This window comes from Corallococcus sp. BB11-1, assembly GCF_026626625.1.
Lineage (GTDB): Bacteria > Myxococcota > Myxococcia > Myxococcales > Myxococcaceae > Corallococcus > Corallococcus soli.
In genome coordinates, this window is sequence record NZ_JAPNJY010000001.1 from 776,745 (window position 1) to 801,634 (window position 24,890).

The window sequence follows — 24,890 nt, forward strand, 5'->3', positions numbered from 1 at the left end:
GGGTGCACGCGTGATCGAGAAGGTGCAGTTCCGCAACTTCAAGGCGTACCGCTCGCTCGACCTGGAGCTGGAACCGTTCACCGTGCTGGTCGGGCCCAATGCGTCGGGGAAGACGACTGTGTTGGAGGGGCTGCGGATGCTGGCCACTCATGTTGCGCCAGCTCTTATTGGACGGATGACTGCCTCCTGGATCCCAGCAGAACTCCGCTCGTTCGGATCAACTCAGCCTGGTGCACTGAAGTTTTTTGGCATCTGGGGAGGTATACGCGGAGAAGTTCATCTGCGTGGCTCGTTGATACAGGGCGAGCGTCACACTCCTGAGCAGTATGTTCCTGTTCGCGGCAAATGGGGCGGAGAGGATTTATCAGTTACGGATGGCTCGGTGCTGTCGAGTCGAGGCTACTCGACGAACGAGATCAACCGCTACGACGCGCTAGGAGCGTTGCTCAAGGCAACCGCCATCTTGCGCTTCGAGCCGCGAAAACTGGCTGAAGCATCGTACAGCGAAATTCCCGTGCCCGAAGTCGTAAGTGATGGAGCAGGGCTCGCCTCCACGCTGGCCTACCTCAAGCTGAGCCATGATGAGCTTTTCGCGGAAATCGAGCTGGCGCTGAAGCGGATTGTCCCATCTGTTCGAAGGATTCGCATTGAGCGCGCTGCGGTCGCGCAGAACAGTCTGCGCACCATTGCGCTTGATGAGCAGAAGACTCAAGTGTCTGAGAGACGCACCCTCTGGGGTAATCGTATCGTCCTGGACATGCAGGGGGCGAAAGAGGTTCCAGCGGACTCGGCGGGCGAGGGGACTTTGATGGTTCTCGGGCTTCTGACGGTGCTGATGGGGCCTCCAAAGCCGCGACTGGTGTTGATTGATGACATTGAATTGTCGCTCCACCCTACCGCTCAGGGGAAGCTCATCGAAGTTCTCCGTACCATTCAGAAGAACGACCCAGAGTTGCAGATCGTGGCGACCAGTCACTCCCCTTTCATCTTGAACTACCTGAAGCCAGAGGAAGTTCGGATGACCTTCCTGGCGGAGAACGGGTTCGCGCGCTGCGAAAAGCTGACTGCGCACCCCGACTTCGAGAAGTGGAAGGGCTTGATGAGCCCGGGGGAGTTCTGGAGCACGGTGGGCGAAAGCTGGATGGAAAAGGTACCTGCGTCCCCTCCGCATGAGTGAGCCCGCGTACGAACTTGGTGTGGTCTGTGAGGCCCGTTCAGACCGTGATACCGCCTGCGCGCTCGCCGACCGCGTATTGGTCGAAGCCATCGATTGGCTTGACGACGCGATGCTGGACACGCAGCGCAGGTGGCGGGGGCTGACGCCTGCGGAGCCATTCCTTCGATGGGCCTCCGTGAAAGCCGAGGCCACGCGTGTCGGGCTCCGGGGCCTTTTTGGCTATTTCGGCAACAAGCCCGGTGAACCCGATGCCCTGATGGCCCGGCGTGCGCTCCTGCTTTTCGTGGATGCAGAGCCGAAGCCGCAGGCCGTGATGCTGATTCGTGACAGTGATGCGGATGCGGAGCGACGCAACGGTCTGGAGCAGGCCCGCGATGACAAGCCCTGGCCGTTCGAGGTCGTCATCGGTGTGGCGGAGCCCAAGCGGGAGTGCTGGGTGCTCGCTGGGTTCGATGCAAAGGAATCCGAAGAGGACGTGCTCCGTCAGGAAGAGCAGCGCCTCTCGTTCCATCCTGTTCGCGATGCCCACCGACTGACGGCCCAAGAGCACGGCGCGAAGAAAGATGCCAAGAAAGTGCTGGATGCACTGACCTCTGGCCGTCTGGAACGCGAGGAAGAGTGTCTGCGCTCCACTTCCCTGGACGTGCTTCGAACCCGGGGTAAAAAAGTGGGCCTGGCCGAATTCCTGGACGAAGTCCGGGAACGACTGGTCCCTGTTGTTCGCGGTGGATAGCTGAGCCTTGCTCCTGGCTCGCGCACCATCACCCACTGCGTGAGCCCCACCGCTTCTTGAACGTCTCCCGGTGCGCGGCCCACCAGTCGCGCCACTCCTTCACCGCCGCCTCCCGTTCGGCCCGCGGACCCGCAGGCTGGAAGTGGAGTCAGGTGGAGGTCGCGTCCCTCAGGCACATCTCCGCCAGGAAGCGCGTGCGCACGTCCTCGCTCTCCAGCAGGTCGATGAGCTCTGGGATGGTGTGACGCCCCATCTGTTCCCGGGCCCGGGCAAATTCGTCGGAATCCTCCGCCATGGGCCCCCTGTTTCCCCGGTACGCCCCGGGGCGAGCCCCGCTGGTGGACAGTGTTTCCCGCCGGGCTTCAAGGGCGGGGGCGGTGCCGCTATGGTCGTCCCCAGCGGGGGCCCCGCCCGCCAGGAGCCATGAACTTCGTCTTCATCTCCCCCCACTTCCCGAGCCACTACTTCCACTTCGCCGTCGCCCTGCGCGAGCGCGGCGTGACCGTGCTGGGCATCGGTGACACGCCCTACGAATCCCTGCGCCCGGAGCTGCGCGAGTCCCTCCGCGAATACTTCTTCGTCCCCAGCCTCACGGACTACGACGCGCTCGTCCGCGCCACCGGCTACCTCACCTGGCGCCACGGCCGCATGGACCGCATCGAGTCCCTCAACGAGTCCTGGCTCGAAGTCGAAGCCCGCCTGCGCGAGGACTTCCACGTCCCCGGCCTCCAGCCCGCGGACATCCTCAAGCTGCGCTCCAAGTCCGGCATGGCGGAGGTGTTCCACGCCTCCGGCGTCCCCCACCCAGACCTGCTGCGTGTGCGCGACGCGGATCAGGTGAAGGCCTTCGCCGCCCGCGTGGGCTATCCGCTGGTGCTCAAGCCCGACGTGGGCGTGGGCGCCGCGCACACGTTCAAGGTCACCACCGACGCGGAGGTGGACGCCGCGCTCGCGCACCCGCTGCCCACCTCCTATGTGGCCCAGCCCTTCGTGCGCGGCACCATCGTCACCTACGACGGCATCGTGGACCGCCACGGCGCCATCGTCTTCACGCTCAGCCACGAGTACAGCGACGGCGGCATGGAGACCGTCACCGAACGGCGCGACATCTCCTTCTGGAGCCTCCAGAACATCCCCCCCGCGCTCGACGTGCTGGGCCGTCAGGTGGTCGCCGCCTTCGGCCTGCGCGAGCGCTGGTTCCACCTGGAGTTCTTCCGTCTGCCGGATGGCCGCTTCGTCGTGCTGGAGGCCAACCTGCGCCCGCCCGGTGGCTTCATGACGGACATGATGAACTACACGTGCGACATCGACGTGTACCGGCTCTGGTCCCGCGTCGTGACGGGCGACCCGGTGGGCGACTTCCAGTACACGCCGCGCCACCACGTCTGCCACAGCGCGCGCCGGCACGGCCGCCGCTACCGCCACACCCACGCGCAGATCGTGGAGCGGATGGGGACCTCGCTCCTCGTCCACCGCGAACTGCCGCCCATCTACCACAGCCTCCTGGGCGAGGAGATGTACCTCACCCGCCACGCGGACAAGGAGTCCATGCAGGAGGCGGTGCGCTTCATCCAGGCGACGACGTGAGCGACGCCTTCAGCGCTCCGTCCAGGTGAGCACGTAGACCGTGCCGTCCGCGTCCTCGCGGAGCTTCGTCACGCGGGGCGCGTGCGCGCCGCCCACCTGGAGCACCGCCTCGAAGAGGGCCTCCACGTAGCCGGGCGCGTCGATGACGGAGTTGATGCGCAGCTCGTGGTGCGCGGGCCCCAGCTCGGTGACCGTCGCCTCCGTGTAGTTGTCCGTGCCGCGCAGCACCTCGGGCAGCCGCTGCACCACGCGCCGGGGACCCAGCAGGCGCATCACGCTCATCACCGCGCGCCCCAGCAGCGTGGCGCCGTAGCCCTCCACGTGCGCCCGCGCGAGCCGCCGGAACGCCTCTTCGCGGGGGACGCCCGGCTGGGTCTCCTCGATGATGATGTTCAGGCACCGCGCCCAGAGCGGCACCGGGTAGAGCGGCAGGAGCGGCCGGTCCAGGTCCACGCCCGCCTGGCGCAGCCGCTCCTTGAGGCGCGGGGACACCTGCCCGCGCAGGCCGTGCTGGAGCAGCCCCTCCACCACCTGCACGTAGACCTGCCGCTGCTCGGGCGGCACCGACCGGGGTGTGCGCGTCACGGACGCGGACTCAACCGAGCAGCCACTGCATGGCGCCGGGCAGCCTGCGCTGCCAGTCCTTCTCGTGGTGCTCGCCGCCGGGCTCCAGCACCAGGGACACCTCGTGGTCGCCGTAGCCCAGGCCCTTGAGGTGGTGGAAGAAGTCGCGCGTGCGCTGGCCGTAGTCCAGCGGCAGGCCGCCCGCGAAGATGGACTCCGTGGCGCCCGCGTCCAGGTAGATGCGCGTCCACCGCTGGCTGTGCGCGCGCCACGCGTCGAACAACCGGCTCTGGCTCCACATCACCGTGGGCGACAGCGCGCCGATGCGGCCGAACACCTGCGGGAACTTCCACCCCAGGTACAGCGAGATGAGCCCGCCCAGCGACGAGCCCATGGTGCCCGTCCACTCGCCGCCGGTGCGCGTGCGGTACGTCCGGTCGATGTAGGGCTTGAGCTCCTCCACGAGGAAGCGCCCGTAGGCCTCGCCGCGCGCGACGACGCCGTTGCGAGGCTCGTCCCACGGCGAGTACTCCTGGAAGCGGCCCGGCCCGGAGTCCACCGCGACGATGAGCCACGGCTCCATCCGGCCCGCGCTCACGCCCTCTTCGAGGACGCGGTTGGCGCACCACGTGTCGAAGACGGCGGACTCCGGATGCGCGAGGACGTTCTGCCCGTCGTGCATGTAGAGCACCGGGAAGCGGTGGTCCTTCCAGGCGTCGTAGTTGTCCGGCGTGTAGATGCGGACGGTGCGGTTGAACCCCTCCTGGGGAGAGGAGAAGTGGCGAAGGATGTGGACGTGGCCCATGAGCTGTTCTGGGGCCGCGATGCCGGCCCTCACGAAGATGTGCCTCGCAGCATAGCCGCACCGCCCGACGTCTTCGCGCACGGCTCGCGGCCCCCGTCCCTTGCCTGGACGCCACGTCCGCGGAAGGGATGGGACAGCGTTGAGGCCACCTTGTAGGGAAGGGTGGTCCCGCTCGTGCAGAGGGCCCGCCGCGTGCGTCTCCTCCTCTGCTGCGTGTGGCTGTTCCTGCTGGTGGTGCCCGGGGTGGCGCGCGCGGCGTCCTACGAGGTCGACCCGGAGGACACAGGCGAGCAGGCGTTGTTCGCGCTGCGGGAGGACGGGGCCATCACGGCGGAAACGCTCGCGGCGCTGACGGTGCTGCGGCGCTCGGGGGTGGACCCGGCCTACGCCTCGCGCGCGACCCTCTATGGACTGCCCGGGCTGACGTACGCGCGGGTGGACGGGCTGCTGGGGGAGGCGGCCTCAGGGGGACGGAGGACGGTGCTGTCCGTGGAGGAGCGCCGGAGGCTGGCGCCGTTCCTCATGCAGGCGGCGCCGGAGCGGGTGTCGGGGGACGCGCGGTTGCTGACGGCGTTCGCCGCGTCGGATCCGGTGCTCCCGCCCTGGGCGCTCCAGGTGCGCGTGGCGGGGCCGGAGGGCTGGAGGGTGGGCGTGCTCACGTCGCTGACGCGGCGGAGGCTGGGCGGGGTGCACCGGGACGCGCGCCTCCGGACGCTCGTGGCGGAGGCGCCCGGCGTGTCGGTGGTCGTGCCCAAGTTCCACGGGCAGTGGACGGGGATGCGGGGCTCGCTGCTGGTGGGGACGTACCGGCTGGGCTTCGGGCAGCGCCTCACGTTGGACACCACGGGCCTGCCCACGCCGGATGGCTTCCTGCCCGACGACGTCGTGCGCGCGCCCGGGGACGTAGAGCGGTGGTGCTTCCTGGGGGAGGGGGCGTGCACTCCCGAGGAGCGCGCCGCGGACGTGACGCCGGACTTCCAGTGGGAGGAGGGCTTCCGGGGCGTGGTGGGCACGGTGCGGGGCGCGGTGGGGGCGGACGCGGAGGTGTCCGTGACGGGCTTCGGCTCGTATCAGTCCCGCTCTCTCCTCTCGCATGCGCTGGTGGAGCGCGCCTCGTGTGAAGACGCGCGGGATGCGTGCAAGGCGCCCCCGGTGTGGCTCGGAGGCCCGGGGACGAGGGCGGGGCGCGTGGTGTCGAGGACGCTGCCCGGTGTGTTCCATGAATGGGCGGGCGGCGGCCACGCGACGCTCGCGTGGAGTCCCCGGGCCCAACTGGGGATGACGGCCTGGGGAGCGCGGCCGGTGTGGAGCGTGGAGGGTGCGGCGCTCGATTTCCGCTCCAGCGCGGGCTACCCGGCGGGTGGGGGCTTCGGCGCGGTGGGGGTGGACGGGGCGTGGGGCCACGGGCCGGTGGACCTGTTCATGGAGGCTGCGCGCAGCTTCGATGCCACGCCGGGTGGAGGAGGTGGGTTCGGCGTGCTCCAGCGCACGGTGGTGGCCGCTCCGTCGCAGGAATTGGAGGTATCGCTGCGCGCCTATGGACGCGGGTTCGCCAATCCCTACACGGGGGCGGTGTCGGGGCCGGATGAGCTGGAGGGCTCGCGGGCCCGGAACGAAGTGGGCGCGCGCGCGCGCTACCTGCACCGGCTGGAGGCGTGGCGGCTGCGCGGCGAGGTGGACGCCTGGACGCTGCCCGCTGATGGCGCGGTGGCGGGAAGTGCCGGCACGGTGAACCTGCGGGCCTCCGCGCGGGTGGACTGGCGGGCGCATGCGCTGCTCCAGCCCTCGCTGTGGGGCGAGTACCGGGACAAGGACGTCGGCGTGGCGGGGGATTGCTTCGACGGGACGGGGGAGGAGCCCTGCGCGGGTTCGCTGCTGCGCCTGACGGCCCGCGTGAAGGCGGAGCTTCACGACGCCGTGACGGTGGCCGCGCAGTACGCGCATGCACGGGTGGATGATCCGGTGAACAAGGGCGTGCGCGAGGACGCGCAGGCCGTGGCGGAGGCGCAGGTGCGGCCGTGCGAAGCGGTGCGGCTGCGGGGACGCGCGGTGTGGAAGGACGAGGACCTGGCGACGCGCAACCGGCTGGAGCAGTCCTTCCGGGCGACGCTCGATGCGAGCTGGGCCGTGGGGACCGCGGTGACGACGCGGGCGCGGTACGCGTGGGTGCTCGACCTCAAGGACGCGCGCGGTGCGAAGACACCACCGGATGCGCCGAGGCACCTGTTCGCGCTGGAAGTGGAGACGCGGTTTTGAAGGGAGTGGCGTGTGGCGGCTTGGGCAGTGTGGGGATGGGGCGTGAGGGCATGTCTGGGATTGGGGTTGGGATGGCTGGTGGGCTGTGGGGTGCCCGCGTGGGAGGAGGAGTCCGCGGCGTGTGATGCCCTGCTCCCGGGGGACCTGGTCATCACCGAGTACCTCAACGACCCTTCGGGCGCGGACACCGGAAAGGAGTACGTGGAGCTCCACAACCCCTCCCGGGAGACCGTGGACCTCCTGGGCGTGACGCTCTTCACCGCCCGGGAGGAAGGGGCGCAGGAGCGGGCCTATACGCTGACCACGGCGCTCCCGTTGGATGCGGGGGCCTTCTACGTGATGGGGGACGTGCGCGACGGACCCCTGCCCGAGCACGTGGACCAGACGTATGGCGACGCGCTCGGCGCGCTGGGCAACAGCGGTGGGCTGGTGGGGCTGCGCTGCGGGACGCGCGTGCTCGACTCGGTGGCGCTCACCGCGCCGTCCAAGTCGGGTGCGGCCCGCATCCATGACGGCCGGCGTGTGCCGGATGCGGAAGGCAATGACGACCCGTCGCGCTGGTGCGATGCGCCGGAGGTCGTGCCGGGCGGAGCGCGTGGCAGCCCGGGCGCCGCGAACGCGCCGTGCCCGGACGCACCGGACGGCGGAGCCGCGGTGGGGCATGCGGGGACGTGTCTGCCTCCGGGGGCGATCGCGCCCCGGGACGTCCGGGCCGCGCGTCCAGGCGACCTCGTCATCACGGAGGTGATGGCCAACCCGCGCGGGGACGACACGGTGGGCGAGTGGCTGGAGGTGCGCGCCACCGCGCCCGTGGACCTCAATGGCCTCACGGTGGGGACGGACACGTCGGGCACGCGCCTGGAGTCGGAGCGCTGTCTGTCGCTCGCCGCGGGTGAATCCGCGCTGCTGGCCCGGAGGCGGGAGCCGGACGTGAACGGCGGGCTCCCGGAGCCCCTGGCCACGTTCTCCGTGGACCTGCGCAACGCGGGCGGCGTCGTCGCCGTGCGCGCGGGAGGCGTGCTCATCGACAGCGCGCTGTATGGCCCGGCGCAGGAGGGCGTGGCCACCCAGGTGTCGGCGCCACTCAGCGCACAGGCGAAGGACAACGACCTTCCGACCGCCTGGTGCGTGGCCACGGAGCCCTACGGAGACCGGGGCAACCTGGGCACGCCGGGGGCTTCCAACCGCGTCTGCTCCGGAGCGGACGCGGGGGTGTCCCAGGCCGGCTGCATCGACCGGACGACGGGGCAGCCGCGTGCGCCCCGCGTTCCCACCGCGGGCTCGCTGGTGCTCACCGAGTTCCTGGCGGATCCCTCCGCCGTGCCGGATGCGCTGGGGGAGTGGGTGGAGGTGCTCGCGTCGCGCGAGGTGGACCTCAACGGGGTGATGCTCTCCAACGAGACGGGCGGCACCGTGCTGGACTCCGCGCTGTGTCTGACGGTGAAGGCCGGTGGCTACGCCGTCCTCGCGCGCTCCCAGGACCCCGCGCTCAACGGGGGGCTGCCCGGGGTGCTCGGCACGTTCGGCTTCGGCCTGGGCAATGGCGCGGGGGCGCATGTCCTGAAGCTGGTGTCGCGGGGGGCCGTGCTGGACTCGGTCGCCTTCACGCAGGCCGCGACACCCGGGGCGTCATCGCAGCTGGATGCGCGCGTGCGGGAGGCCTCTGGCAACGATGCGGCGGGTGCCTTCTGTCCGACCCCGGCCGGCGTGACGTACGGCGCGGGAGACCGGGGCACCCCGGGCCGCGAGAACCGGACGTGCGCGCCATGAGGATGCTGCGCGCGGGAGTCATGCTGCTGCTCAGCCTGCTGCTGGCGTGTGGGGGCGAGGAAGGAGCGTGCGGCCCCGTCACGGGCGTGGTGACGCAGGTCATCGACGGGGACACGGTGGTGCTCCAGGACGGCGAGCGCATCCGCTACCTGCTCGCGGACACGCCGGAGACGACGCGCGGCCACCACGACTGCTTCGGTGAAGAAGCGGCGGCGTTCAACCGCTCGCTCGTGGAGGGCCGCACGGTGCGGCTGCGGGACGCGGAGGCGTGCACGGACCGCTTCGGACGGCGGCTCGCCTATGTGTCCGTGGACGGCCACGACGTGAACGCGCTGCTCGTGGAGCGTGGCTACGCGTGCACGTTGTTCGTCCCGCCGGCCGGCACCTCCCGGCGCGGCGAGTTCGAGGCCCTGGAGGTCGAGGCCCGCCGTGCCCGCCGGGGCATGTGGGGCCGCTGCCCCGCGCCGTGCCCGAAGGGACGGCGCCCGTCCGCGTCCGCCCTACGGCAGCGCGTCCGTCACGGCCAGCTTCAGCTCCCGGTCCAGCGGCCACGCCGCCGGGAAGCGCGACGTGGTGAGGTCCAGCGTGTGGTCCGTGAGCTTCACCCGGAAGGTGTCGCCCACGAACAGCCGCACCTTGCGCACCTGCTCCTTGAGCACCGCTCCGACGTCGGGCGTCGCGGCCATGTCGCCGACGACCGCGCCCGTGCGCTCGATGAGCCACGCCAGGGCCTGCACGGTGCTGGCTTGATCCAGGTCCGTGCTCGGGCCGAACTCCGCCGTCACCGGCGTGCCCCAGGCGGTGGACAGCTTGTCGGCCATGGCGGGCAGGTGCCGCCGCAGGTGCATGGGCGAGGACTCCGGCATCGACCTGGCTGGCGTGGCCAGCACGGTCGCGTCGTGCAGCGTGATGGCTTCGATGACGCCGTCCGGCACGAACGTCACATCCGTGCTCTCGCCCCGGGACCCATGCCCGCCCGACGTGTTCAGCAGCACGCCCCGGCCCTGCCGGAACTCGCCGTACTCCCGCAGGACGCCCACCACCTCGCGCCCGCTGCGCAGGTACAGCGTCACCTGCGGCAGGTTCAGGGGCAGGCCTTCGTTGCGGCGTGACATGAGGATGCTCATCGCCTCCAGCACCTCCCACACGCTGCGCACGTGGCCTCGGCCCAGGGCCTCCAGCGGATCCACCGGTCGGGGGTTGGTCATGGCTGGCCCCCTGCCTTCATGCCCTGTCCCCGGGGACGGGCCCGCTGCGGCTGCCACCCTGATGATGTCCCCTCGCCCTGCCCATTGGCCCTGCGTGCCGCGAATGCCATGACGCGATTCCTCTCGTGTGTCCTGCCGGCAGTGTCGCCCATGTCGCCGGCAGGGCCCAGCGGCGTGCGAAGGCCTTCCATGGCTGCCTGCCACCCCCCGGGGTCCCATCCCAGAGGTAGGCAACCCACCCCACCCCCTCCCGCAGGCCCCATCCACTCTGGGGGACGCAATGGCCATCTTCTCTCCACTCCGGGCTCGTTCAGGAGGCAGGGGCACGGTGACGTCCAGACTTCCGACAGCAGGCGGCCTGCTCCATCCGACCGGTGTCTCCGGAGAGGCAGGGGCATGAACCCCTTCGCCTCCTCGGCGAGCTCGCTCGCGGACCTCGTGCAGGGGCAGCGCGAGGACATCGTGCGGCGCTGGGTGGCCCGGATGGGCCCCTCTTTCGGCAGCGACCCTTCCTCGCTCCAGGCGCGCCTGCAGGGAATGCTCCGGCTGGTGGACGCGCTGGTCCTCAGCTTGCGCCAGGACTCAGGAACGGAGTGGGCCGAGGTCGCGACCCGGGAGCCGGCCCGCGACATCGGGCGTCACCGCTTCCACTCAGGGGGCGGGGTGGAGTCCCTGGTGGAGGAGTACAGCCTGCTGCGCGAGGTCGTCCAGGAGGCCCTGGAGGGCTCCCAGCGCCCGTTGCTCCCGGAGGAGTTGCGGGCGCTCTGGCACGCGCTGGACGCGGGCCTGTCGGAGGCGGTGGGGCACTACGTCCAGGAGCACGAACAGGTGTTGCGCACGCGCGAGGGACGGCTGCAGACCATCCTCGACCATGCCCCCGCGGCCATCTACGCGAAGGACGCGCTCGGTCGCTACCTCTTCATCAACCGCCCCTTCGAGGTCATCTCCGGACACTCGCGGCGCACGGTGCTGGGCCGCTCCGACATGGAGCTGTTCCCCCGGGAGACGGCGGAGCACTTCCTGGAGAACGACCGCCAGGTGTTGAGGGCGCGAAGGTCGCTGGTGTTCGACGAGGAGGTGCCCCAGGCCGACGGCATCCACGTCTACCATACGCTGAAGTTCCCCCTGCCCACCGTGGCGGACGGCGAGGCGTGGGCCGTGTGCGGCGTGTCCACGGACCTCACCCCCACGCGCACGCTGCGCCAGGAGCGCGACGAGGCGCGCGAGCAGTTGCAGCGCGTGCTCACCCAGATTCCCGTCGTCCTGTGGGCCTTCGACGCGCAGGGCACCATCACCCTGGTGGAGGGGGAGGGCGTGCCCGCGGTGGCCGCGCAATCCCATTCAATGCGTGGGCGCTCCGTGTTCGAGCTGCTGCGGGACCGGCGGGACGTGCTGGAGGTCGTCCTGCGCGCGCTGGCCGGCGAGCGCCTGTCCACTGAGTTGTACATCTTCGACACCTGGTTCGAGGTCCGCTTCCTGCCGACGCTGGGAGCGGACGGCCGGGTGGTGAACGTGTCGGGCGTGTCGCTGGACATCACCGAGCGGCGTCGGGCGGAGCAGGAGCTGCGCGAGTCGGAGACGCGCTACCGGCTGGCCACCCTGGCCACCCGCGACATCATCTGGGATTGGGACCTGCTGACGAACGAGATCCGCTTCAGCGAGATGGCGGCGGGCATCCTGCGGCTGGACACGTCCCGGGGGCAGCCCGTCATGGACATGGCGTGGTGGACGGACAGCCTGCACCCCGAGGACCGCGTGCGGGTGAGCCGGAGCCTCCTGGACGCGCTCGACAGCACCGAAGGCCGCTGGGCGGAGGAGTACCGGCTGCGGCGGGGCGACGGCACCTGGGCCTTCGTCGCGGACCGGGGCCGCGTGGTGAAGGACCTCCAGGGCCGCCCGGTGCGCATGGTGGGCGCCATGCAGGACGTCTCCGACCGGTACGCGGCCGAGAAGGAGGCGAAGCGCCGCGCGGAGTTCGAGCAGCTGCTCATCGGCATCGTCGGGCACGACCTGCGCAACCCCATCTCCGCCATCACCATGGCGGCCTCGGTCCTGGCGAGGCGCGAGGACGCGGAGCCCCGCGAGCAGAAGGCCGTCGCCCGCATCCTCTCCAGCGCGGAGCGCGCCCACCGCATGCTGCGCGACGTGCTGGACTTCACCCAGGCCCGGCTGGGCGGCGGCATCCCCATGGCGTCCCAGGCGGTGGACCTGCTGGAGCTGGTGCGCCAGGTGATGGATGAAATCCAGCAGGCCCACCCCGACCGGCGCCTGGAGGTGGACCACCGGGGGGATGCCCACCTGTCGTGTGATCCGGACCGGCTGGCGCAGGTCATCACCAACCTGGTGAACAACGCGCTCGCCTACGGGGACGCGCACTGCCCGGTGCGCGTGCGGCTGCGGGGCCAGACGGGGACGGTGACGCTCGCGGTGCACAACCAGGGCCGCCCGATTCCGCAGGACCTGATGCCCCACCTGTTCGAACCGCTCAAGCGCGCGGAGGCCCGCGAAGGCAACCGCGCGGCCCATGGGCTGGGGCTGGGGCTGTTCATCGTGAAGCACATCGTGGATGCGCACGCGGGGCGCCTGCGCGTGCGCTCCAACGCGCAGGACGGCACCACGTTCCTCGTGCACCTGCCGCGCCGCCCTCCGCTGACCGCCGGTCCGTGAGCCACCGCGCTCAGACGCGGGAGCGCCACGCGAGCGCGCCCCCCAGCGCCACCAGCACGGGCAGCACCCCGGCGGTGAGCAGCGCGCCATGCGGTCCCGCCGTCTCCAGCAGCACCGCGACCACGCCACTGCCCAACCCCAGGCCCAGCGCGAAGCACGCGTTGGAGAGCGCGAACCCCTCCGCCTGACGGCCGTCCGGGAGCTGGCGCTGCAGGAGCGTCGCCTGCATCGCGGCCTGCGGTGCCAGGAAGAGGCCCGCCGCCGCGAGCGCCGCCCCCAGGGCCCAGAGGCTCGTCACCCGCGCCAGCGGCACCAGCAGCACGCCCCACAGCGCGAGAAACCCCATGCAGCGGCGCAGGATGACGCCGTCGAGCGTGACGCGCCCCTTCAGCGTGCTGGTGTAGAGCAGCCCTCCCACGGCGCTCGCCGCGGACAGGAGCGCGGTGAGCGCACCCCAGGCCTCGGGTCGCGAACCCACCTGGACGAGCCGGGGCGGCAGCGCCGCGTCCACCACGCCCCAGCTCACCCCGACCGCCAGCGAGGACAGGTACAGGAGCCTCGGCAGCCCCCGGAAGAAGGGCGCGAGCGACGCCAGCGTGGCGGCCACCGGGGGGCCGGGCAGGGGTTCACGCTCCGGCAGGAAGAGGTTGAGCACCAGCGCCGAAAGCCCGGTCAGCGCGATGGCGCCCACGCCCAGCGTCGGATGCGCCAGCGCGAGCATGCCCACCAGCGACGGGCCCAGGATCCACTGCACCTCCATCAGCACCGCGTCGATGGCGAACGCCGCTTCCAGCCGCCCTCCGGGCACCAGCGCGGGGAGGATGGCGCGGTAGGCCGCGACGACCCCGGCGGGCACCACGCCGCCCACCACGGACAGCGGCAGCAGCACCCACAGCGAGGCCTTGAGGTAGCACGCGAGCGCGAGCGCCAGGAACACCACGGCCTGGGCGAGCAGGGGAGGGCGCAGCCCACCCGGCAGGCGTCGCCGGTCCAGGGTGCGGCCCCGGAACGGTGCCGCCGCGGCCATGCCCATCGCGTAGCCACTGGCCATCCACGCCCCCTGCGCGAACGAAGCCGTGGCCCGCTCGCCCGCGAGCAGCAGCGCGAAGGGCGCCATGGTCCCACCCAGCCGCGCGAACGAGCTCGCCAACACCCAGCGGCGCCAGCGGGGCTCGCCCCACAGCTCCCGCTGAGCCCGCCACGAACCGCCCTGCGGCGCGGATGCCGTCGTGGCGGCGCTTGAGGCGACAAGGGGGCCGTCCGACTTCGCGATACCGCTCGCTGCGACAGGCAAACCGTCCGGCGCGACCGGAAGGTCTTCCGGGCCGCTGGAGGTCGGCCCGACCTCCGGGCTCACCGTCGCCTTGCCGCGCACCGACTCCTCCCGTCCGGACATGCGCGTCTTCCTAGCGGAGATGGGCCCGGCCGTCTGCCCGGCGCCCTCCTCCACCCACCCGGAGCGCCTGGGCGCGCTTGCCCTGGAGGGACGGCCCGGGTAGCAACGGGGCCCTCCGGTGGGGATGGCCTTGCCTTCCGGGCGCGGAGCGGAGCGACGCAATGAACAAGAAGTGGGTCATCGGTGGAGTGCTGGGCGTCGTGGGGCTGCTCGGCGTGGGCGTCGCGGGGCTCGTCGCGACGGGCTTCTGGGCGAACCGCCAGATGGAGGGCACGGGCGTGGAGGCGGTGATGGACGCCCAGGCGCTCGCCCAGCGGTTCACGGAACTCAACGCCCGGTATGCCTTCACGCCGCCCCCGGCGGGCCAGGTGCTGAAGCTGGACGAGGCACGGCTGGACACCTACCTCGCCGTGCGCGAGGCGACCCTGCCCGCCTACGCCGTCCTGGCGAAGGAGTCCGTCACGTTCGTGCAGCAGCACTCCGCCGGGCTGGACCGCCGCGACTCGCGCACCCTGCTCAAGGCCGCCGCGGCCTCGCTGCGGATGGTGGCCAAGGCCCAGGCCGTCCTCGCCACGAACCTGGACACGCTGAAGATGTCGCCCCTGGAGTTCCAGACCCTCACCACCGTGGTGTACCCGCCCCCCGTCGCGCCGCCCACCCCGGCCCTGGCCAACGTGTCCCAGCCCTCCGCGCCGGAGAACCTGGCGCTGCTGGAGCAGCAGCTCGCCGCGCTGACGCCCCAGCTCGAGGACCCGAAGCTCGGTGAGTCGGAGCGGCTCCAACTGGAGCAGCGCCGCGCGAGCCTGCGCAAGTACATCACCACGCTGGAGCAGGCCTCGGGCAAGGACGTGAAGCTGGCCAACGCCGCGCTCGTGGAGAAGCACCGCGCGCGCGTCGCGAAGGCGGCGAACCAGACCTTCGACGACCTGCTGGTGAACCCCCGGCCCCAGCAGACCGCGCGGCGCCCCGCCACGCCCTGAAGCTCCCGGGATGTCCGGGCGGAGGCTCAGGCCTCCGCTTCGCGCGAGCGGCGCGCGAGGCTTGCGCCCACCGAGCTGCCGATGACGACCAGGATGATGGCCACCGACAGGAGCGGCGGGATGTGCACCCACTGCTCCACCACCATCTTCACGCCCGCGAACGCCAGCACCCCCGCCAGGCCGTAGTGCAGGTAGCGCAGCTGCCCCACCGCCCCGGCGATGACGAGGTACAGCGCGCGCAGCCCCAGGATGGCGAAGGCGTTGGAGCTGTAGAGGATGAACGTGTCGGTGGTGACGGAGAACGCCGCCGGCACCGAGTCCACCGCGAACAGGATGTCCGTCACCTCCAGGCCGATGAGCGCCAGCAGCAGCGGCGTCACGAGCCGGCGCCCCTGGTGCTTCACGAAGAAGTGCGGCCCCTCCACCTGGTCGCTCACCGGCAGTCGGCGCGAGAGCCACTGGACGACGCGGTTGTCCTGCTGCCTGGACGGATCCTCGCGGAACACGCGCCACGCGGTGATGAGCAGGATGGCGCCGAAGACGTAGGACACCCAGCCCCAGCGCTCCAGCGCCGCCGCGCCCACGAAGATGAACAGCGCCCGGAACACCAGCGCGCCGAAGATGCCCAGGAAGAGCACCTCGTGCTGGTACTTCGGCGGCACGTTCAGGCTGCGGAAGATGACGAGGAAGACGAAGACGTTGTCCAGGCTCAGGCTCTTTTCGATGAGCCACGCCGCCAGGTATTCGTGGCCGCGCTCGGAGCCCAGCGTCACCCACACGAAGCCACAGAAGACCAGCCCCAACCCCACCCAGGCCAGGCTCCACAGGATGGCCGCGCGGCGCGACTGTCCCCGCCCGCCCCGGTGGGCCAGCAGATCCACCACCAGCAGCGCCAGCAGCAACGCCCAGAAGACGATCCAGGCCCAGGAGGGGGTGCTTTGCATGACCCTCCCAACCTAGGCATCCCCCCGGCGACGGCACCGGCCCGGAGTCAGCCGCTACCCAGACTTACAGCATTGACGCAGCGCGTTGTATGGTGTTGGAAGGGTTGGGTCGAGGGTTGTCTTCTCCCTCGCGCAGGATGTGATACTTCCCTGGAAGGCTTGAACCTCATGATTCTCAACACTCCAAAGGCGGTGCGATGAACACGGTCATCTTCGCTTGTAAGCAGAGTGCGGGCAGCTCGCAGATCGCGGCGGCCTTCTTCAACGTGATGGCGGACCCTTCCAAGGCCCGGGCGATCGCGGCGGGGATGCAGCCGGCCGAAGGCGTGCAGCCTGAAGTGCTGGCCACGATGAAGGACATCACCGTCGACATGACGGGCGCGAAGCCGACGCAGCTGACGGCGGAGCTGGCCAAGAGCGCCAAGGTGCTGGTGACGCTGGGCAGCATGTCGGGTGCGCCCGCGGTCCCGGACCAGGAGCGCGTGGAATGGGCGATGGTCGATGACACGGCGGGCAAGTCCGCGGCGGACGTGGAGAAGATCCGCGACACGCTGGCGGCGCTGGTGTCGGGCCTCGTGGAGAGCCACGGCTGGGAACGTCCTCCGGCGTAGTGGGTCGCGCGCAGGGCCCGCGGGGATGTGCTTCCGCGGGGAGTGTGTGACGCACGGACCCCTTCCGTGAATCGTGGGTGCCCGGGCCCGGGGACGGGCGGGCGGACGGTTCCCACGGAAGGGCAGGGGCTCGCGGCGGTGGCGTCGTGGGTGGGGGGGCCTGTCCGGTGCCGTGCGGCCGTGAAGTGGTGGGTGGCTTGAAATGACGGGTGGGCTTGCCGCACGCTGTGTTCGTTCGCGGACACGCGGTTCGCGCTCCCCACGCCAGGCGCCCGATGCTCAACCTCCTTCTCGCCGCGCTGCTGTCGCAGACAGCGCCGTCGGCTCCGGCCCGTCAGCAGGGCGTGCCCATTGGCAAGGGTGACAAACCGCCCACCGTCAGGCTGAGCGCGCCGTCCGGCGGGTGGACCGTGGACCGGATGCTGCTCATCGAGGGCACGGTGAGCGACCCCACGGTGGATCCGGTGGTCGTCTCCATCAACGGCGACCGCTACCTGATGCGCACGCAGGGCGGGCGGTTCAGCCGGAAGTTCCCGGCGGCCAGCGGCAAGAACATCGTCACCGTGATGGCCACCAACAAGGGCGGCACGGCGCGCACGCAGGCGACCAGCTACGCCCAGGTGCCTCCGGTGCCGCTCAAGGCCATCCTCACGAGCGACACGGACGGCGTCTACACGGACCTGCACATCTACGAGCCCACCGACGCGAGCAGCGCGGGGGACACGCTGGACGTGAAGGCGATGGCGCACGTGTACTGGGCGGACACGGACAGCCCGTCCGGCGGCACGTTCTTCCTCAACTCGCAGGGGGGAGACTTCGACCAGCCGGCGTACGGCCCCTACCTCTACATCCACCGCTCGCCGCCCAAGGGCGTGTACCTGGTGGCCACCAACTACTGGCCCAGCGGCGACAAGGCGCACACGGTGGCGACGCTCAACCTGGCGCTCTTCGAGGGCACGCCGGGCGAGGTCCGCCGCCGCGTGCGCATCCCGCTGGCGACGCCGGGCACCACGCGCGTGCTCGCGTGGGTGAACATCCTGGGAGACGGACAGGCGGAGGTCTACGTGCCGTCCGCCGACCCGAAGCCGAAGGGCGACCGCTGGCCCACGAACCTGGACGAGGCGCTCAAGGAGCTCCAGAAGAGCGACGCGTCCGGGTCCGACTCGGGCGACGGCGAAGACGGGTACTGACGGCGACGGTCGCCGCGAAACCCGATTCCTTCCATGCACGTCCTGCTGCTCTCCCTGCTGTTGCACGCCGCCCCGGCGACCCCGGTGGGCCCGGGCGCGCGTGGGGACCTCCCGCGAGGCGCCGCGCCGTCGAAGGCGGAAGGGCCGGCCGCCGGAGCCGTCTCGCCGGAGACCCGCGCCCGGCTGCTGCGCCGCGAGGTGGCGCAGGTGGCGCTCGCGCAGGTGCGGGCCCCGGATGCCGCGTGGCAGCCCGCGCAGCGCGACTGCGCGGGCCTCATCCGCTACGCCTACCGCACGGCCTACCGGCGCGTGGCCTCCGAGCGGCTCGCCACGCCCCTGTGGAAGGACACGCGCGGCGCCCCCGCCGACTTCGCGGACGCGGAGACGCTGCTCGCGCGCAACTTCACCGCGCTGGGGCGGGACGCGGCCACGCGGGACGCGCTGCGCACCGGGGACGTGGTGGCCTTCCGCCAGGAGCACGACGCGGGGCCCGTCTTCCACCTGATGCTCGTGGTGCGCCCGGAGGACCGGGCCCATGCCCCCGCGCGCGTCGTCTACCACTCCGGTGAGCGGGGCGCCGCCGTGCGCACCGGGGTCCTCGCTTCGCTCGCCACCGAGGCGCCGCTGGAGTGGCGCCCCGTGCCGGCCAACGCCGCCTTTCTCGGCTTCTTCCGCTTCAAGGAGTGGATGTCATGACGTCTCCCGTGAGCCCGCCGCCGCCCTCCAAGGGGCCGGGCCCCTCGTCCGCGGTGCGCGTCGCGCTCGTCGGCGCACTCGTGGTGGGCGTGGGCGTGGGGGCCTTCGTCCTGGGCCGCGGCAGTGGCGGTTCCTCGGGCCCCGCCTTCTCCTCCGGCGAGCGCCAGGGTCCTCCGTCCGCGGGCGCCACCGTGGAGGGCATGCCGGAGGTGCCGTCCGAGCCGACGAAGATGGACGTGCCGGACGCGCCCGCCACCGCCGCCCTCTGGGTGGACGTGCATGCGCCCGGCAAGGTGCGCGACGCGCTGATGCGCAACGCGTGGCTGAAGGAGCAGTGGGGCAAGCCGCTGGGACAGGGGTTCGTGGGCGAGTGGGCCCCGTTCCTGGGCTCCACCGGCGCCGACCTCAAGGCGTCCTTCAAGGGCGCGGTGGTGGACGTGGTGGCCGGGCAGCTGCTGGATGCTCCCTTCCGCACCGTGTGGTTCAGCGGTGCGTCGCGAGCGGGCACGCCCGCGCTCCTCGTGCCCAGGGCGGACAGGAAGTCCCGGGCCGCGTGGGACGCGCTGGACGGGGTGGCGAAGCGCGGGGCGATGACCGCGGACCGCTGCCCGGACAGCACCGTGAAGGTGCCCGAGGGCGGCTTCCACCTGTCGCGCTGGCTGGTCGCGGAGCAGACGGTGTGGACCGCGCGCACGGAGGAGCGCGTGGTGCTCGCGCGCAACCCGGTGGTGCTGCTCCAGGGGCTGTGCACGCCCCTGCCGAAGCTGGGCGCCAGCGAGGGCGTGGACGTGGAGGTGGGCTTCAACCCGGACGCCTACGGCCGCGAGGCGCAGCTGTTCACCCACGTGCTGGGCCTGAAGGGGAACGCGCGGTTGCAGTTCGGCGTGGAGGGGGACCGGCTGGTGGGCCGGGGCATCGCGGGGGCGGTGTCGCCAACCGCGATCCCCGACACGCGCCCCCTGGCGGACGACCTGCTGAAGCTGGTGCCGGAGGAGACGCCGGTGCTGTTCACGTTCAACCTGACGCTGCCCGAGTCGCTGGAGCCCGAGGTGCTGAAGACGCACTGGGAGGGCAAGAGCGCGCAGTCAGTCCGGACGCGCACGCGTCAGGTGGCCCTGGTGTGGACGCCGCGTGGCAACGCCTCGCTGGAGCCGGAGCTGGCCCTGCTGTGGGGCAGCGAGCAGGACGCCGAAGGGGTGCGGGCGCTGTTCTCCGGAGGCGCGCGGACGTTGAAGACCGCCACGCTGTGCAAGCACGTGGTGATGGCCACGAGCGACGCGGAGCTTGAGCGCCTCAAGAAGGCGTGCGAGGGCCGCGCGCCCAACCTCCTGAACGCCGCGGGCCCGGTGGTGACGGGGCTGCGCGAGCCCGCGTCGGTGATGCTCGGCATCAACACGGGGCGGCTGCTCAGCGGGCTCCTGATGGACGGCTACACGTCGGAGGCGCGCGTGGACCGCGCATCGCCCCTGCCCAAGGCAGCGCCTCCGGAAATCGAAGCGGCCCGCCGCGACCTGGAGTCCCTGCCGTACCTGGGGCTTCGCGGCAAGGTCGTGGGCTACGGCCCCGAACTGGTGTCGGAAGGATTTGGGACATGAAGACGTCGGTGCGTTTCGCGGCCCTGGCCGCGCTCCTGGTGTCTGGCGTGGCGCTGGCCAAGCCGCTCTACATCACCGTGCCCCGCGCCTACGGCAGTGGCGAGCCCGTCGCGGTGGACGTCGCCTTCGAGGACACGGGCCCCGTGGAGCTGCGCGTGTTGCAGCCGGCGGACCTGGACGCCTTCATCCGCGCGCAGGGGGACCTGCGGCGCGCGTACCAGGTGCCGCCCACGCTCATCAACCCGGGCCGGGGGCTGAGCCGGGGCCTCAACGGGGTGCGCGTGCCCGGGCTCGCGCTGCTGGAGGCGCTGAGCCCCGACTTCCGCCAGGAGGCGGGTGAGGCGCTGCCGCCCCCGCCGCCAGGAGGCAGCTCGGGTGAGCCGCTGACGCAGATGGCCCCGGGGCCGGAGCGGCTGGTGGGCGCGCCGCCGGGCTTCACGGTGATGCGCAGCCAGTGGCTCAACCTGGACCTGGGCGGTGAGGAGCGCGGCTTCAACGTGCCGGGCTTCAGCGCCGGTGGCGGTGGCGGCTTCCAGGAGCGCCGCGTGCTGCTGGCCCCGCTGCCCCCGGGCGCCTACGTGCTCCAACTGGTGCAGGGTCGGGTGGAGGGCCAGGTGGTGCTCGTCGTCAGCGACGTCACCGTGCAGCTCAAGCAGACCGACGGCCAGGTGCTGGTGCGCGTGGCGGGGCGCGACCAGCAGCCCCGCGCGGGTGCTCGGGTGCAGGTGTACCTGCCCACGGGCAAGGGCCCCACGGGCACGACGGACGACAAGGGCGAGCTGACGCTCGCGGTGACGGAGCCGCGCATCCTGGCGACGGTGTCGTCCGGCAAGGACACGGCCATCGTGGACACGGACTTCTACTCCGCGCTGGCGGTGGCGCCGGACGTGTTCATCTACAGCGACCGGCCCATCTACAAGCCCGGCAACGAGGTGAAGTTCCGCGGGCTCGTGCGCCAGCCGGACACGTTCCTCGCGCGGCTGTTCACGCCGAAGAAGCGCGACGTGCGCGTGAAGCTGGTGTCGCAGGAGGGCCGCGCCATCACCACGCAGGCGGCGGTGGACGAGTTCGGCGCGTTCCACGGCACGCTCAGCGTGCCGTCCGACCTGGGCACGGGCGTGCTGCGCATCGAGGCGGAGCTGGACACGCAGCCCCACCAGGGCGAGGCGCGCGTGCAGGACTACGTGAAGCCCACGTTCTACCTGGAGGTGCAGCCGGCGTCGGAGACGGTGGTGCCCGGCCAGACGGTGAGCGTCAACGTGCGCGCGCGGCGCTACGCGGGCGGCGTGCCGAAGGACGCGAAGTACGAGGTGTTCCTCTACCGCAGCCTGCTGGACGCGCCCGCGTGGGTGGACGACGCGGGCAAGGGCGGGCAGGGCAGCGCGGTGACGTACGGGTCGGCGTCCAGCAGCGAGGGCAAGCTGAGCGTGCCGGAGCGGCTGTACTCCTCCGTGGCGGAGCGCTCGGCCACGGACGACCCGTGGTCCAGCGCCAGCGAGTTCGACGCGGAGGGCGAGGCGGAGGTGGAGATCGCCGTCCCCGCGCTCAAGCCGGGCGAGGAGCGGCTGCCGTACCGCTACAGCCTCACCGTGCGCGCGCGGGATGATCAGGAGACGTTCGCCACCGGCACCGCCGCCTTCTTCCTGTCGAAGGTGGAGGTGATGGGCGTGGCGCGCTACTCCGACGCGGTGGTGGCCAAGGGCTCGGAGGCGCTCCTGTCCGTGCGCGCCACCACGCTGTCCGGCAAGCCCTACGGCGTCACCTCCGGCGAGGTGGCCTTCGTGCTGCGCCGCGCGGACGGCAGCGAGAAGCCGCTGGGCTCGCACGCCTTCACCACCGCGCAGGACGGCACGGCGCGGCAGAAGGTGCCCACGTCGGACGTGGGCGCGGTGCTCGCGCGCGTGACGGTGAAGGACAAGAAGGGCGAGGCGTGGACGGGCGAGGAGTCGCTGCTGGTCATCGGCGGCGCGGACGAGCCGGTGGCGCAGGTGCCCAACCTCACGCTGGCCTCGCTGTCCGGCACGCTGTCGCCGGGGGACTCCGCGAAGCTGGTGGCGCTCATGCCGGATGGCTGGGGGCAGGGCGGCAGGGACAGCGGCCCGGTGTGGGTGACGCTGACGGGCGCGGGCCTGTACGGCACCACGATGGTGCCGCTGAAGGGCCGCACGCTGGTGCACGCGTTCCCGGTGGAGAAGCGCTTCGGCAGCGCGGTGTATGCGTCCGTGGCGTACCCCACGGCGACGGGCCGCTGGGAGGAGCGCACGGTGGCGTTCCGCGTGGTGCCGAAGGAGCGCACCCTCACCGTGGCGTTGCAGGCGCGCCGCGCGGAGGCGCTGCCGCTCACCGAGCAGGTGGTGGACGTGCGCGTCACCGACCATGAGGGCCAGGGCGTGTCCGCGCAGCTGTCCGTGGGCGTGGTGGACAAGGCCGTCTACGCCATCCAGGGCGAGTTCCGCCCGGGCGTGCTGGACTTCTTCTATCCGCCCTCGCGCGACAACGTGACGAGCTTCTATTCGGCGGAGTTCCAGGGCTACGGCTATGGCGAGCAGCTGGCGCGCAAGCTGGCCGGGCTGCCGGACCACGCGTTCGCGTCCATCAAGCCGCCCACCCGGAGTGCGAAGGACCTGGAGAAGGACACCGCGCACTGGGACCCGGCGGTGGTGACGGACCGGGACGGCCGCGCGACGGTGCGCTTCACGCTGCCCTCCAACCAGACGCTCTGGGTGGTGACGGCGGTGGCGGCGGACACGTCCGGTCGCTTCGGTGAGGGCACCTCCGAGTTCGCCACGCGCGGCGGCCTCAACGTCTACGCGGCGCTGCCGCAGTTCCTGCGCGAGGGCGACGAGGCCCTGGCCTCCGTGCGCCTGTCCGCGGGCGAGAGGTCCAAGGGCAGCCAATTGCTGGACCTGCGCATCCAGCCGGGCGGCGCGCTCCAGGCGGAGGTCACCCAGAAGAAGCTGGAGCTGGGGCAGGGCGGCGAGCAGGTGGTGCCGGTGACGCTGCGCGCGTCGAAGACGGGCCCCGCCGAGCTGGTGGTGGACGTGACGGGCGGCAAGGACCCCCTGCGCGACCTGAAGCGCTTCGACGTGGCCCCGGCCTCGGTGGAGGACGCGGTGCGGGTGAGCGCGTGGGGCGGCGGGGCGCTGGCGCTGGAGGCTCCGGACTCCGCGACGCTGACGCGCGTGGAGCTGGTGCTCCAGCCGTCCACTGTGGACGCGGCGCTCGCCAACGTGCGCGAGCTGCTGACGTACCCGTACGGGTGCCTGGAGCAGCTGGTCTCCACGACGGTGCCGAACGTGGCCGTGTACCAGGTGCTCCAGAAGGCGGGCGCGCTGGAGAAGTTGGATCCGGAGTCGCAGGCGCTGCTGGCGGAGGCGCGCAGCCGCTCCGTGCAGGGCACGGCCCGCATCCTGGGGCTCGCGGTGAAGGGCGGCGGCTTCACCTGGTTCGGTGGCTACAGCGAGCCCAGCCTGCCGCTCACGCTCATCGCGCTGGACGGTCTGGCGTACGCGGCCGAGGCGGAGCTGGTGGACCGCGACGACGCGCGCATCGCGGAGAGCGCGAAGTGGCTGGAGGCGCAGGAGGGCCTGCCGGACGAATACGAGGCCACGCGCGCCTACGTGCTGGCGCGGTTGCAGGGGGCTCGGCAGGCCGCGCGGGTGCGGGCGCTGGTGGAGGGGGCGAAGCCCGGGGACCTGTACTCGCTGGCGCTCGCGGTGCTGGCCGCGGAGAAGGCGGGCGTGATGAAGGAACCCGCGCTCCAGACGCGCATCCAGGAGCTGGTGAAGCAGAGCGGCGAGGGCTTCGTGAAGCTCGCGAGCCTCAAGGATGAGGCCCAGACGTCGGAGGCATTCTACCGCTTCCCGCTGCGGCGCGTGGGCCTCTCCGCCATCACGGCGCACGCGGCGTCGTTCGGTTCGCTGGACGTCACGCGCGCGCGCAAGCGCATCCTGGAGATGCTGAGCGAGCCGGGGCTGTCCACCTTCGACCGGAGCACGGCGCTGCTGCATTCGCTGTGGCTGGTGGAGCGCGACGCGAAGGCGTTCAAGGGCATGACGCCGCCGGAGGTGAAGGGCGCGTCGGCGCCGGTGAGGTTCACGTCGCGCGGCATGGGGCTCGTCGCCACGCTGCCGGCGGGGACGCGCACGGTGGACGTGGCCAGCTTCGACGGCGTGGCCACGCTGCGCGCCGCCGCGACGACGCCGCTCAAGCAGGTGCGGGCGCGCGCGGAGGGCATGTCCGTCAACCGCGCGTACTACGCGCTGCGCGAGGGCGGGAAGGTGAAGCTGGAGTCAGGGGCCACGGTGACGCAGGGCGAGGAGGTCTACGTGGAGCTGACGCTGGATGCGCGCGGGGACAACCGCGCGCGCTCGGCGTACTACGTGGTGGAGGACGCGGTGCCGGCGGGCTTCGTCGCGCTCCAGGAGGACAAGGCCTTCCGCGGTCCGCCGCACTCGCTGCCGCTGGTGCCGGAGGCGCTCAAGCGCCGGCAGTTGGATCCGGCGCAGGCCACCTTCTTCTTCGAGGAGCCGGCGTGGTGGAGCGACAGCCCGCGCACGGTGGGCTACGTGATGCGCGCGCAGTTCGCGGGCACGTTCGCCGCGCCGCCGGCCACCATCGAGGACATGTATTCGGCGCGCATCCGGGGCCGCACGGCGTCGGACGTGCTGACGGTGGTGCCCTCGAAGACGTCCGTGAGCGACCTGTAGTC

18 protein-coding genes and 1 pseudogene are annotated in these 24,890 nt (G+C 71.6%); 13 read left to right on the forward strand and 6 right to left on the reverse strand.

Features of this window, described 5'->3' with window-relative positions; genetic code table 11:
• Window positions 1–10: 10 nt before the first annotated feature.
• Together OV207_RS03305 and OV207_RS03310 are read left to right on the forward strand one after the other, a co-directional pair.
• The gene (locus OV207_RS03305; protein ID WP_267552512.1) at window positions 11–1,177 is read left to right on the forward strand and encodes an AAA family ATPase; all 1,167 of its coding nucleotides are present in this window, start codon (window positions 11–13) and stop codon (window positions 1,175–1,177) included.
• Entirely contained in the window at window positions 1,170–1,910 is a 741-nt protein-coding gene (locus OV207_RS03310; RefSeq protein WP_267552513.1) for a hypothetical protein, read from the forward strand. The genes OV207_RS03305 and OV207_RS03310 overlap by 8 nt, the downstream gene beginning before the upstream one ends.
• Window positions 1,911–2,058: 148 nt before the next feature.
• On the opposite strand, the gene OV207_RS03315 is transcribed toward OV207_RS03310, so the two are convergent.
• A complete protein-coding gene (locus OV207_RS03315) occupies window positions 2,059–2,205 on the reverse strand; it encodes a hypothetical protein (protein ID WP_267552514.1) in 147 nt (48 codons plus the stop codon).
• A gap of 128 nt (window positions 2,206–2,333) precedes the next feature.
• Here OV207_RS03315 and OV207_RS03320 point away from each other — a divergent pair, with 128 nt between their 5' ends.
• Entirely contained in the window at window positions 2,334–3,497 is a 1,164-nt protein-coding gene (locus OV207_RS03320; RefSeq protein ID WP_193346342.1) for an ATP-grasp domain-containing protein, read from the forward strand.
• A gap of 9 nt (window positions 3,498–3,506) precedes the next feature.
• On the opposite strand, the gene OV207_RS03325 is transcribed toward OV207_RS03320, so the two are convergent.
• Both OV207_RS03325 and OV207_RS03330 read right to left on the reverse strand, forming a co-directional pair.
• Window positions 3,507–4,082: a DUF2378 family protein gene (locus tag OV207_RS03325; protein WP_267552516.1), complete on the reverse strand. Its 576-nt coding sequence runs from the start codon at window positions 4,080–4,082 to the stop codon at window positions 3,507–3,509.
• A 10-nt stretch (window positions 4,083–4,092) separates the two neighbouring features.
• Window positions 4,093–4,866 (reverse strand): alpha/beta hydrolase, encoded by a 774-nt coding sequence (locus OV207_RS03330; protein WP_193346343.1) that lies wholly within the window; start codon window positions 4,864–4,866, stop codon window positions 4,093–4,095.
• 192 nt (window positions 4,867–5,058) lie between these two features.
• Between OV207_RS03330 and OV207_RS03335 the strand changes: the two genes are divergently transcribed.
• The 3 genes and pseudogenes from OV207_RS03335 to OV207_RS03345 form a co-directional block, all read left to right on the forward strand.
• Complete coding sequence (locus tag OV207_RS03335; protein ID WP_267552519.1) at window positions 5,059–7,122, forward strand: hypothetical protein; 2,064 nt, start codon at window positions 5,059–5,061, stop codon at window positions 7,120–7,122.
• A gap of 42 nt (window positions 7,123–7,164) precedes the next feature.
• Complete coding sequence (locus tag OV207_RS03340) at window positions 7,165–8,892, forward strand: hypothetical protein (RefSeq protein WP_267552521.1); 1,728 nt, start codon at window positions 7,165–7,167, stop codon at window positions 8,890–8,892.
• Between the two features lie 20 nt (window positions 8,893–8,912).
• Window positions 8,913–9,329 (forward strand): annotated as a pseudogene (locus OV207_RS03345) (thermonuclease family protein); the annotation flags it as partial.
• Window positions 9,330–9,392: 63 nt separating this feature from the next.
• On the opposite strand, the gene OV207_RS03350 reads toward OV207_RS03345, so the two are convergent.
• Complete coding sequence (locus tag OV207_RS03350; RefSeq protein ID WP_227026966.1) at window positions 9,393–10,100, reverse strand: hypothetical protein; 708 nt, start codon at window positions 10,098–10,100, stop codon at window positions 9,393–9,395.
• A gap of 396 nt (window positions 10,101–10,496) precedes the next feature.
• Between OV207_RS03350 and OV207_RS03355 the strand changes: the two genes are divergently transcribed.
• Window positions 10,497–12,767: a PAS domain-containing sensor histidine kinase gene (locus OV207_RS03355; protein ID WP_267552522.1), complete on the forward strand. Its 2,271-nt coding sequence runs from the start codon at window positions 10,497–10,499 to the stop codon at window positions 12,765–12,767.
• A 10-nt stretch (window positions 12,768–12,777) separates the two neighbouring features.
• On the opposite strand, the gene OV207_RS03360 is transcribed toward OV207_RS03355, so the two are convergent.
• The gene (locus OV207_RS03360; protein WP_267552523.1) at window positions 12,778–14,163 is read right to left on the reverse strand and encodes an MFS transporter; all 1,386 of its coding nucleotides are present in this window, start codon (window positions 14,161–14,163) and stop codon (window positions 12,778–12,780) included.
• Window positions 14,164–14,324: 161 nt separating this feature from the next.
• Here OV207_RS03360 and OV207_RS03365 point away from each other — a divergent pair, with 161 nt between their 5' ends.
• On the forward strand, window positions 14,325–15,143 hold the full coding sequence (locus OV207_RS03365; protein ID WP_267552524.1) for a hypothetical protein: 819 nt from the start codon (window positions 14,325–14,327) through the stop codon (window positions 15,141–15,143).
• 26 nt (window positions 15,144–15,169) lie between these two features.
• Here OV207_RS03365 and OV207_RS03370 read toward each other — a convergent pair whose 3' ends face one another.
• Complete coding sequence (locus tag OV207_RS03370) at window positions 15,170–16,087, reverse strand: TerC/Alx family metal homeostasis membrane protein (RefSeq protein ID WP_267552525.1); 918 nt, start codon at window positions 16,085–16,087, stop codon at window positions 15,170–15,172.
• A 197-nt stretch (window positions 16,088–16,284) separates the two neighbouring features.
• Between OV207_RS03370 and OV207_RS03375 the strand changes: the two genes are divergently transcribed.
• From OV207_RS03375 to OV207_RS03395, 5 genes are all read left to right on the forward strand, one after another.
• The gene (locus OV207_RS03375; protein WP_267552526.1) at window positions 16,285–16,698 is read left to right on the forward strand and encodes an arsenate reductase ArsC; all 414 of its coding nucleotides are present in this window, start codon (window positions 16,285–16,287) and stop codon (window positions 16,696–16,698) included.
• Window positions 16,699–16,973: 275 nt separating this feature from the next.
• On the forward strand, window positions 16,974–17,888 hold the full coding sequence (locus OV207_RS03380; protein ID WP_267552528.1) for a DUF2135 domain-containing protein: 915 nt from the start codon (window positions 16,974–16,976) through the stop codon (window positions 17,886–17,888).
• A gap of 33 nt (window positions 17,889–17,921) precedes the next feature.
• Entirely contained in the window at window positions 17,922–18,584 is a 663-nt protein-coding gene (locus tag OV207_RS03385) for a DUF1175 family protein (RefSeq protein WP_267552530.1), read from the forward strand.
• Window positions 18,581–20,179: a hypothetical protein gene (locus OV207_RS03390; protein WP_267552531.1), complete on the forward strand. Its 1,599-nt coding sequence runs from the start codon at window positions 18,581–18,583 to the stop codon at window positions 20,177–20,179. The genes OV207_RS03385 and OV207_RS03390 overlap by 4 nt, the downstream gene beginning before the upstream one ends.
• Window positions 20,176–24,888: an MG2 domain-containing protein gene (locus OV207_RS03395; protein WP_267552533.1), complete on the forward strand. Its 4,713-nt coding sequence runs from the start codon at window positions 20,176–20,178 to the stop codon at window positions 24,886–24,888. Before OV207_RS03390 ends, OV207_RS03395 begins: the two co-directional genes overlap by 4 nt.
• Window positions 24,889–24,890: the final 2 nt, after the last annotated feature.

What these genes read in the sequence shown, in the direction of transcription:
- OV207_RS03310 (WP_267552513.1), top strand. Translation starts at nt 1,170, where the DNA reads ATGAGTGAGCCCGCGTACGAACTTGGTGTGGTCTGTGAGGCCCGTTCA.
- OV207_RS03315 (WP_267552514.1), bottom strand. Translation starts at nt 2,205, where the DNA reads ATGGCGGAGGATTCCGACGAATTTGCCCGGGCCCGGGAACAGATGGGG.
- OV207_RS03320 (WP_193346342.1), top strand. Translation starts at nt 2,334, where the DNA reads ATGAACTTCGTCTTCATCTCCCCCCACTTCCCGAGCCACTACTTCCAC.
- OV207_RS03330 (WP_193346343.1), bottom strand. Translation starts at nt 4,866, where the DNA reads ATGGGCCACGTCCACATCCTTCGCCACTTCTCCTCTCCCCAGGAGGGG.
- OV207_RS03350 (WP_227026966.1), bottom strand. Translation starts at nt 10,100, where the DNA reads ATGACCAACCCCCGACCGGTGGATCCGCTGGAGGCCCTGGGCCGAGGC.
- OV207_RS03355 (WP_267552522.1), top strand. Translation starts at nt 10,497, where the DNA reads ATGAACCCCTTCGCCTCCTCGGCGAGCTCGCTCGCGGACCTCGTGCAG.
- OV207_RS03360 (WP_267552523.1), bottom strand. Translation starts at nt 14,163, where the DNA reads ATGTCCGGACGGGAGGAGTCGGTGCGCGGCAAGGCGACGGTGAGCCCG.
- OV207_RS03365 (WP_267552524.1), top strand. Translation starts at nt 14,325, where the DNA reads ATGAACAAGAAGTGGGTCATCGGTGGAGTGCTGGGCGTCGTGGGGCTG.
- OV207_RS03370 (WP_267552525.1), bottom strand. Translation starts at nt 16,087, where the DNA reads ATGCAAAGCACCCCCTCCTGGGCCTGGATCGTCTTCTGGGCGTTGCTG.
- OV207_RS03375 (WP_267552526.1), top strand. Translation starts at nt 16,285, where the DNA reads ATGAACACGGTCATCTTCGCTTGTAAGCAGAGTGCGGGCAGCTCGCAG.
- OV207_RS03380 (WP_267552528.1), top strand. Translation starts at nt 16,974, where the DNA reads ATGCTCAACCTCCTTCTCGCCGCGCTGCTGTCGCAGACAGCGCCGTCG.
- OV207_RS03385 (WP_267552530.1), top strand. Translation starts at nt 17,922, where the DNA reads ATGCACGTCCTGCTGCTCTCCCTGCTGTTGCACGCCGCCCCGGCGACC.
- OV207_RS03390 (WP_267552531.1), top strand. Translation starts at nt 18,581, where the DNA reads ATGACGTCTCCCGTGAGCCCGCCGCCGCCCTCCAAGGGGCCGGGCCCC.
- OV207_RS03395 (WP_267552533.1), top strand. Translation starts at nt 20,176, where the DNA reads ATGAAGACGTCGGTGCGTTTCGCGGCCCTGGCCGCGCTCCTGGTGTCT.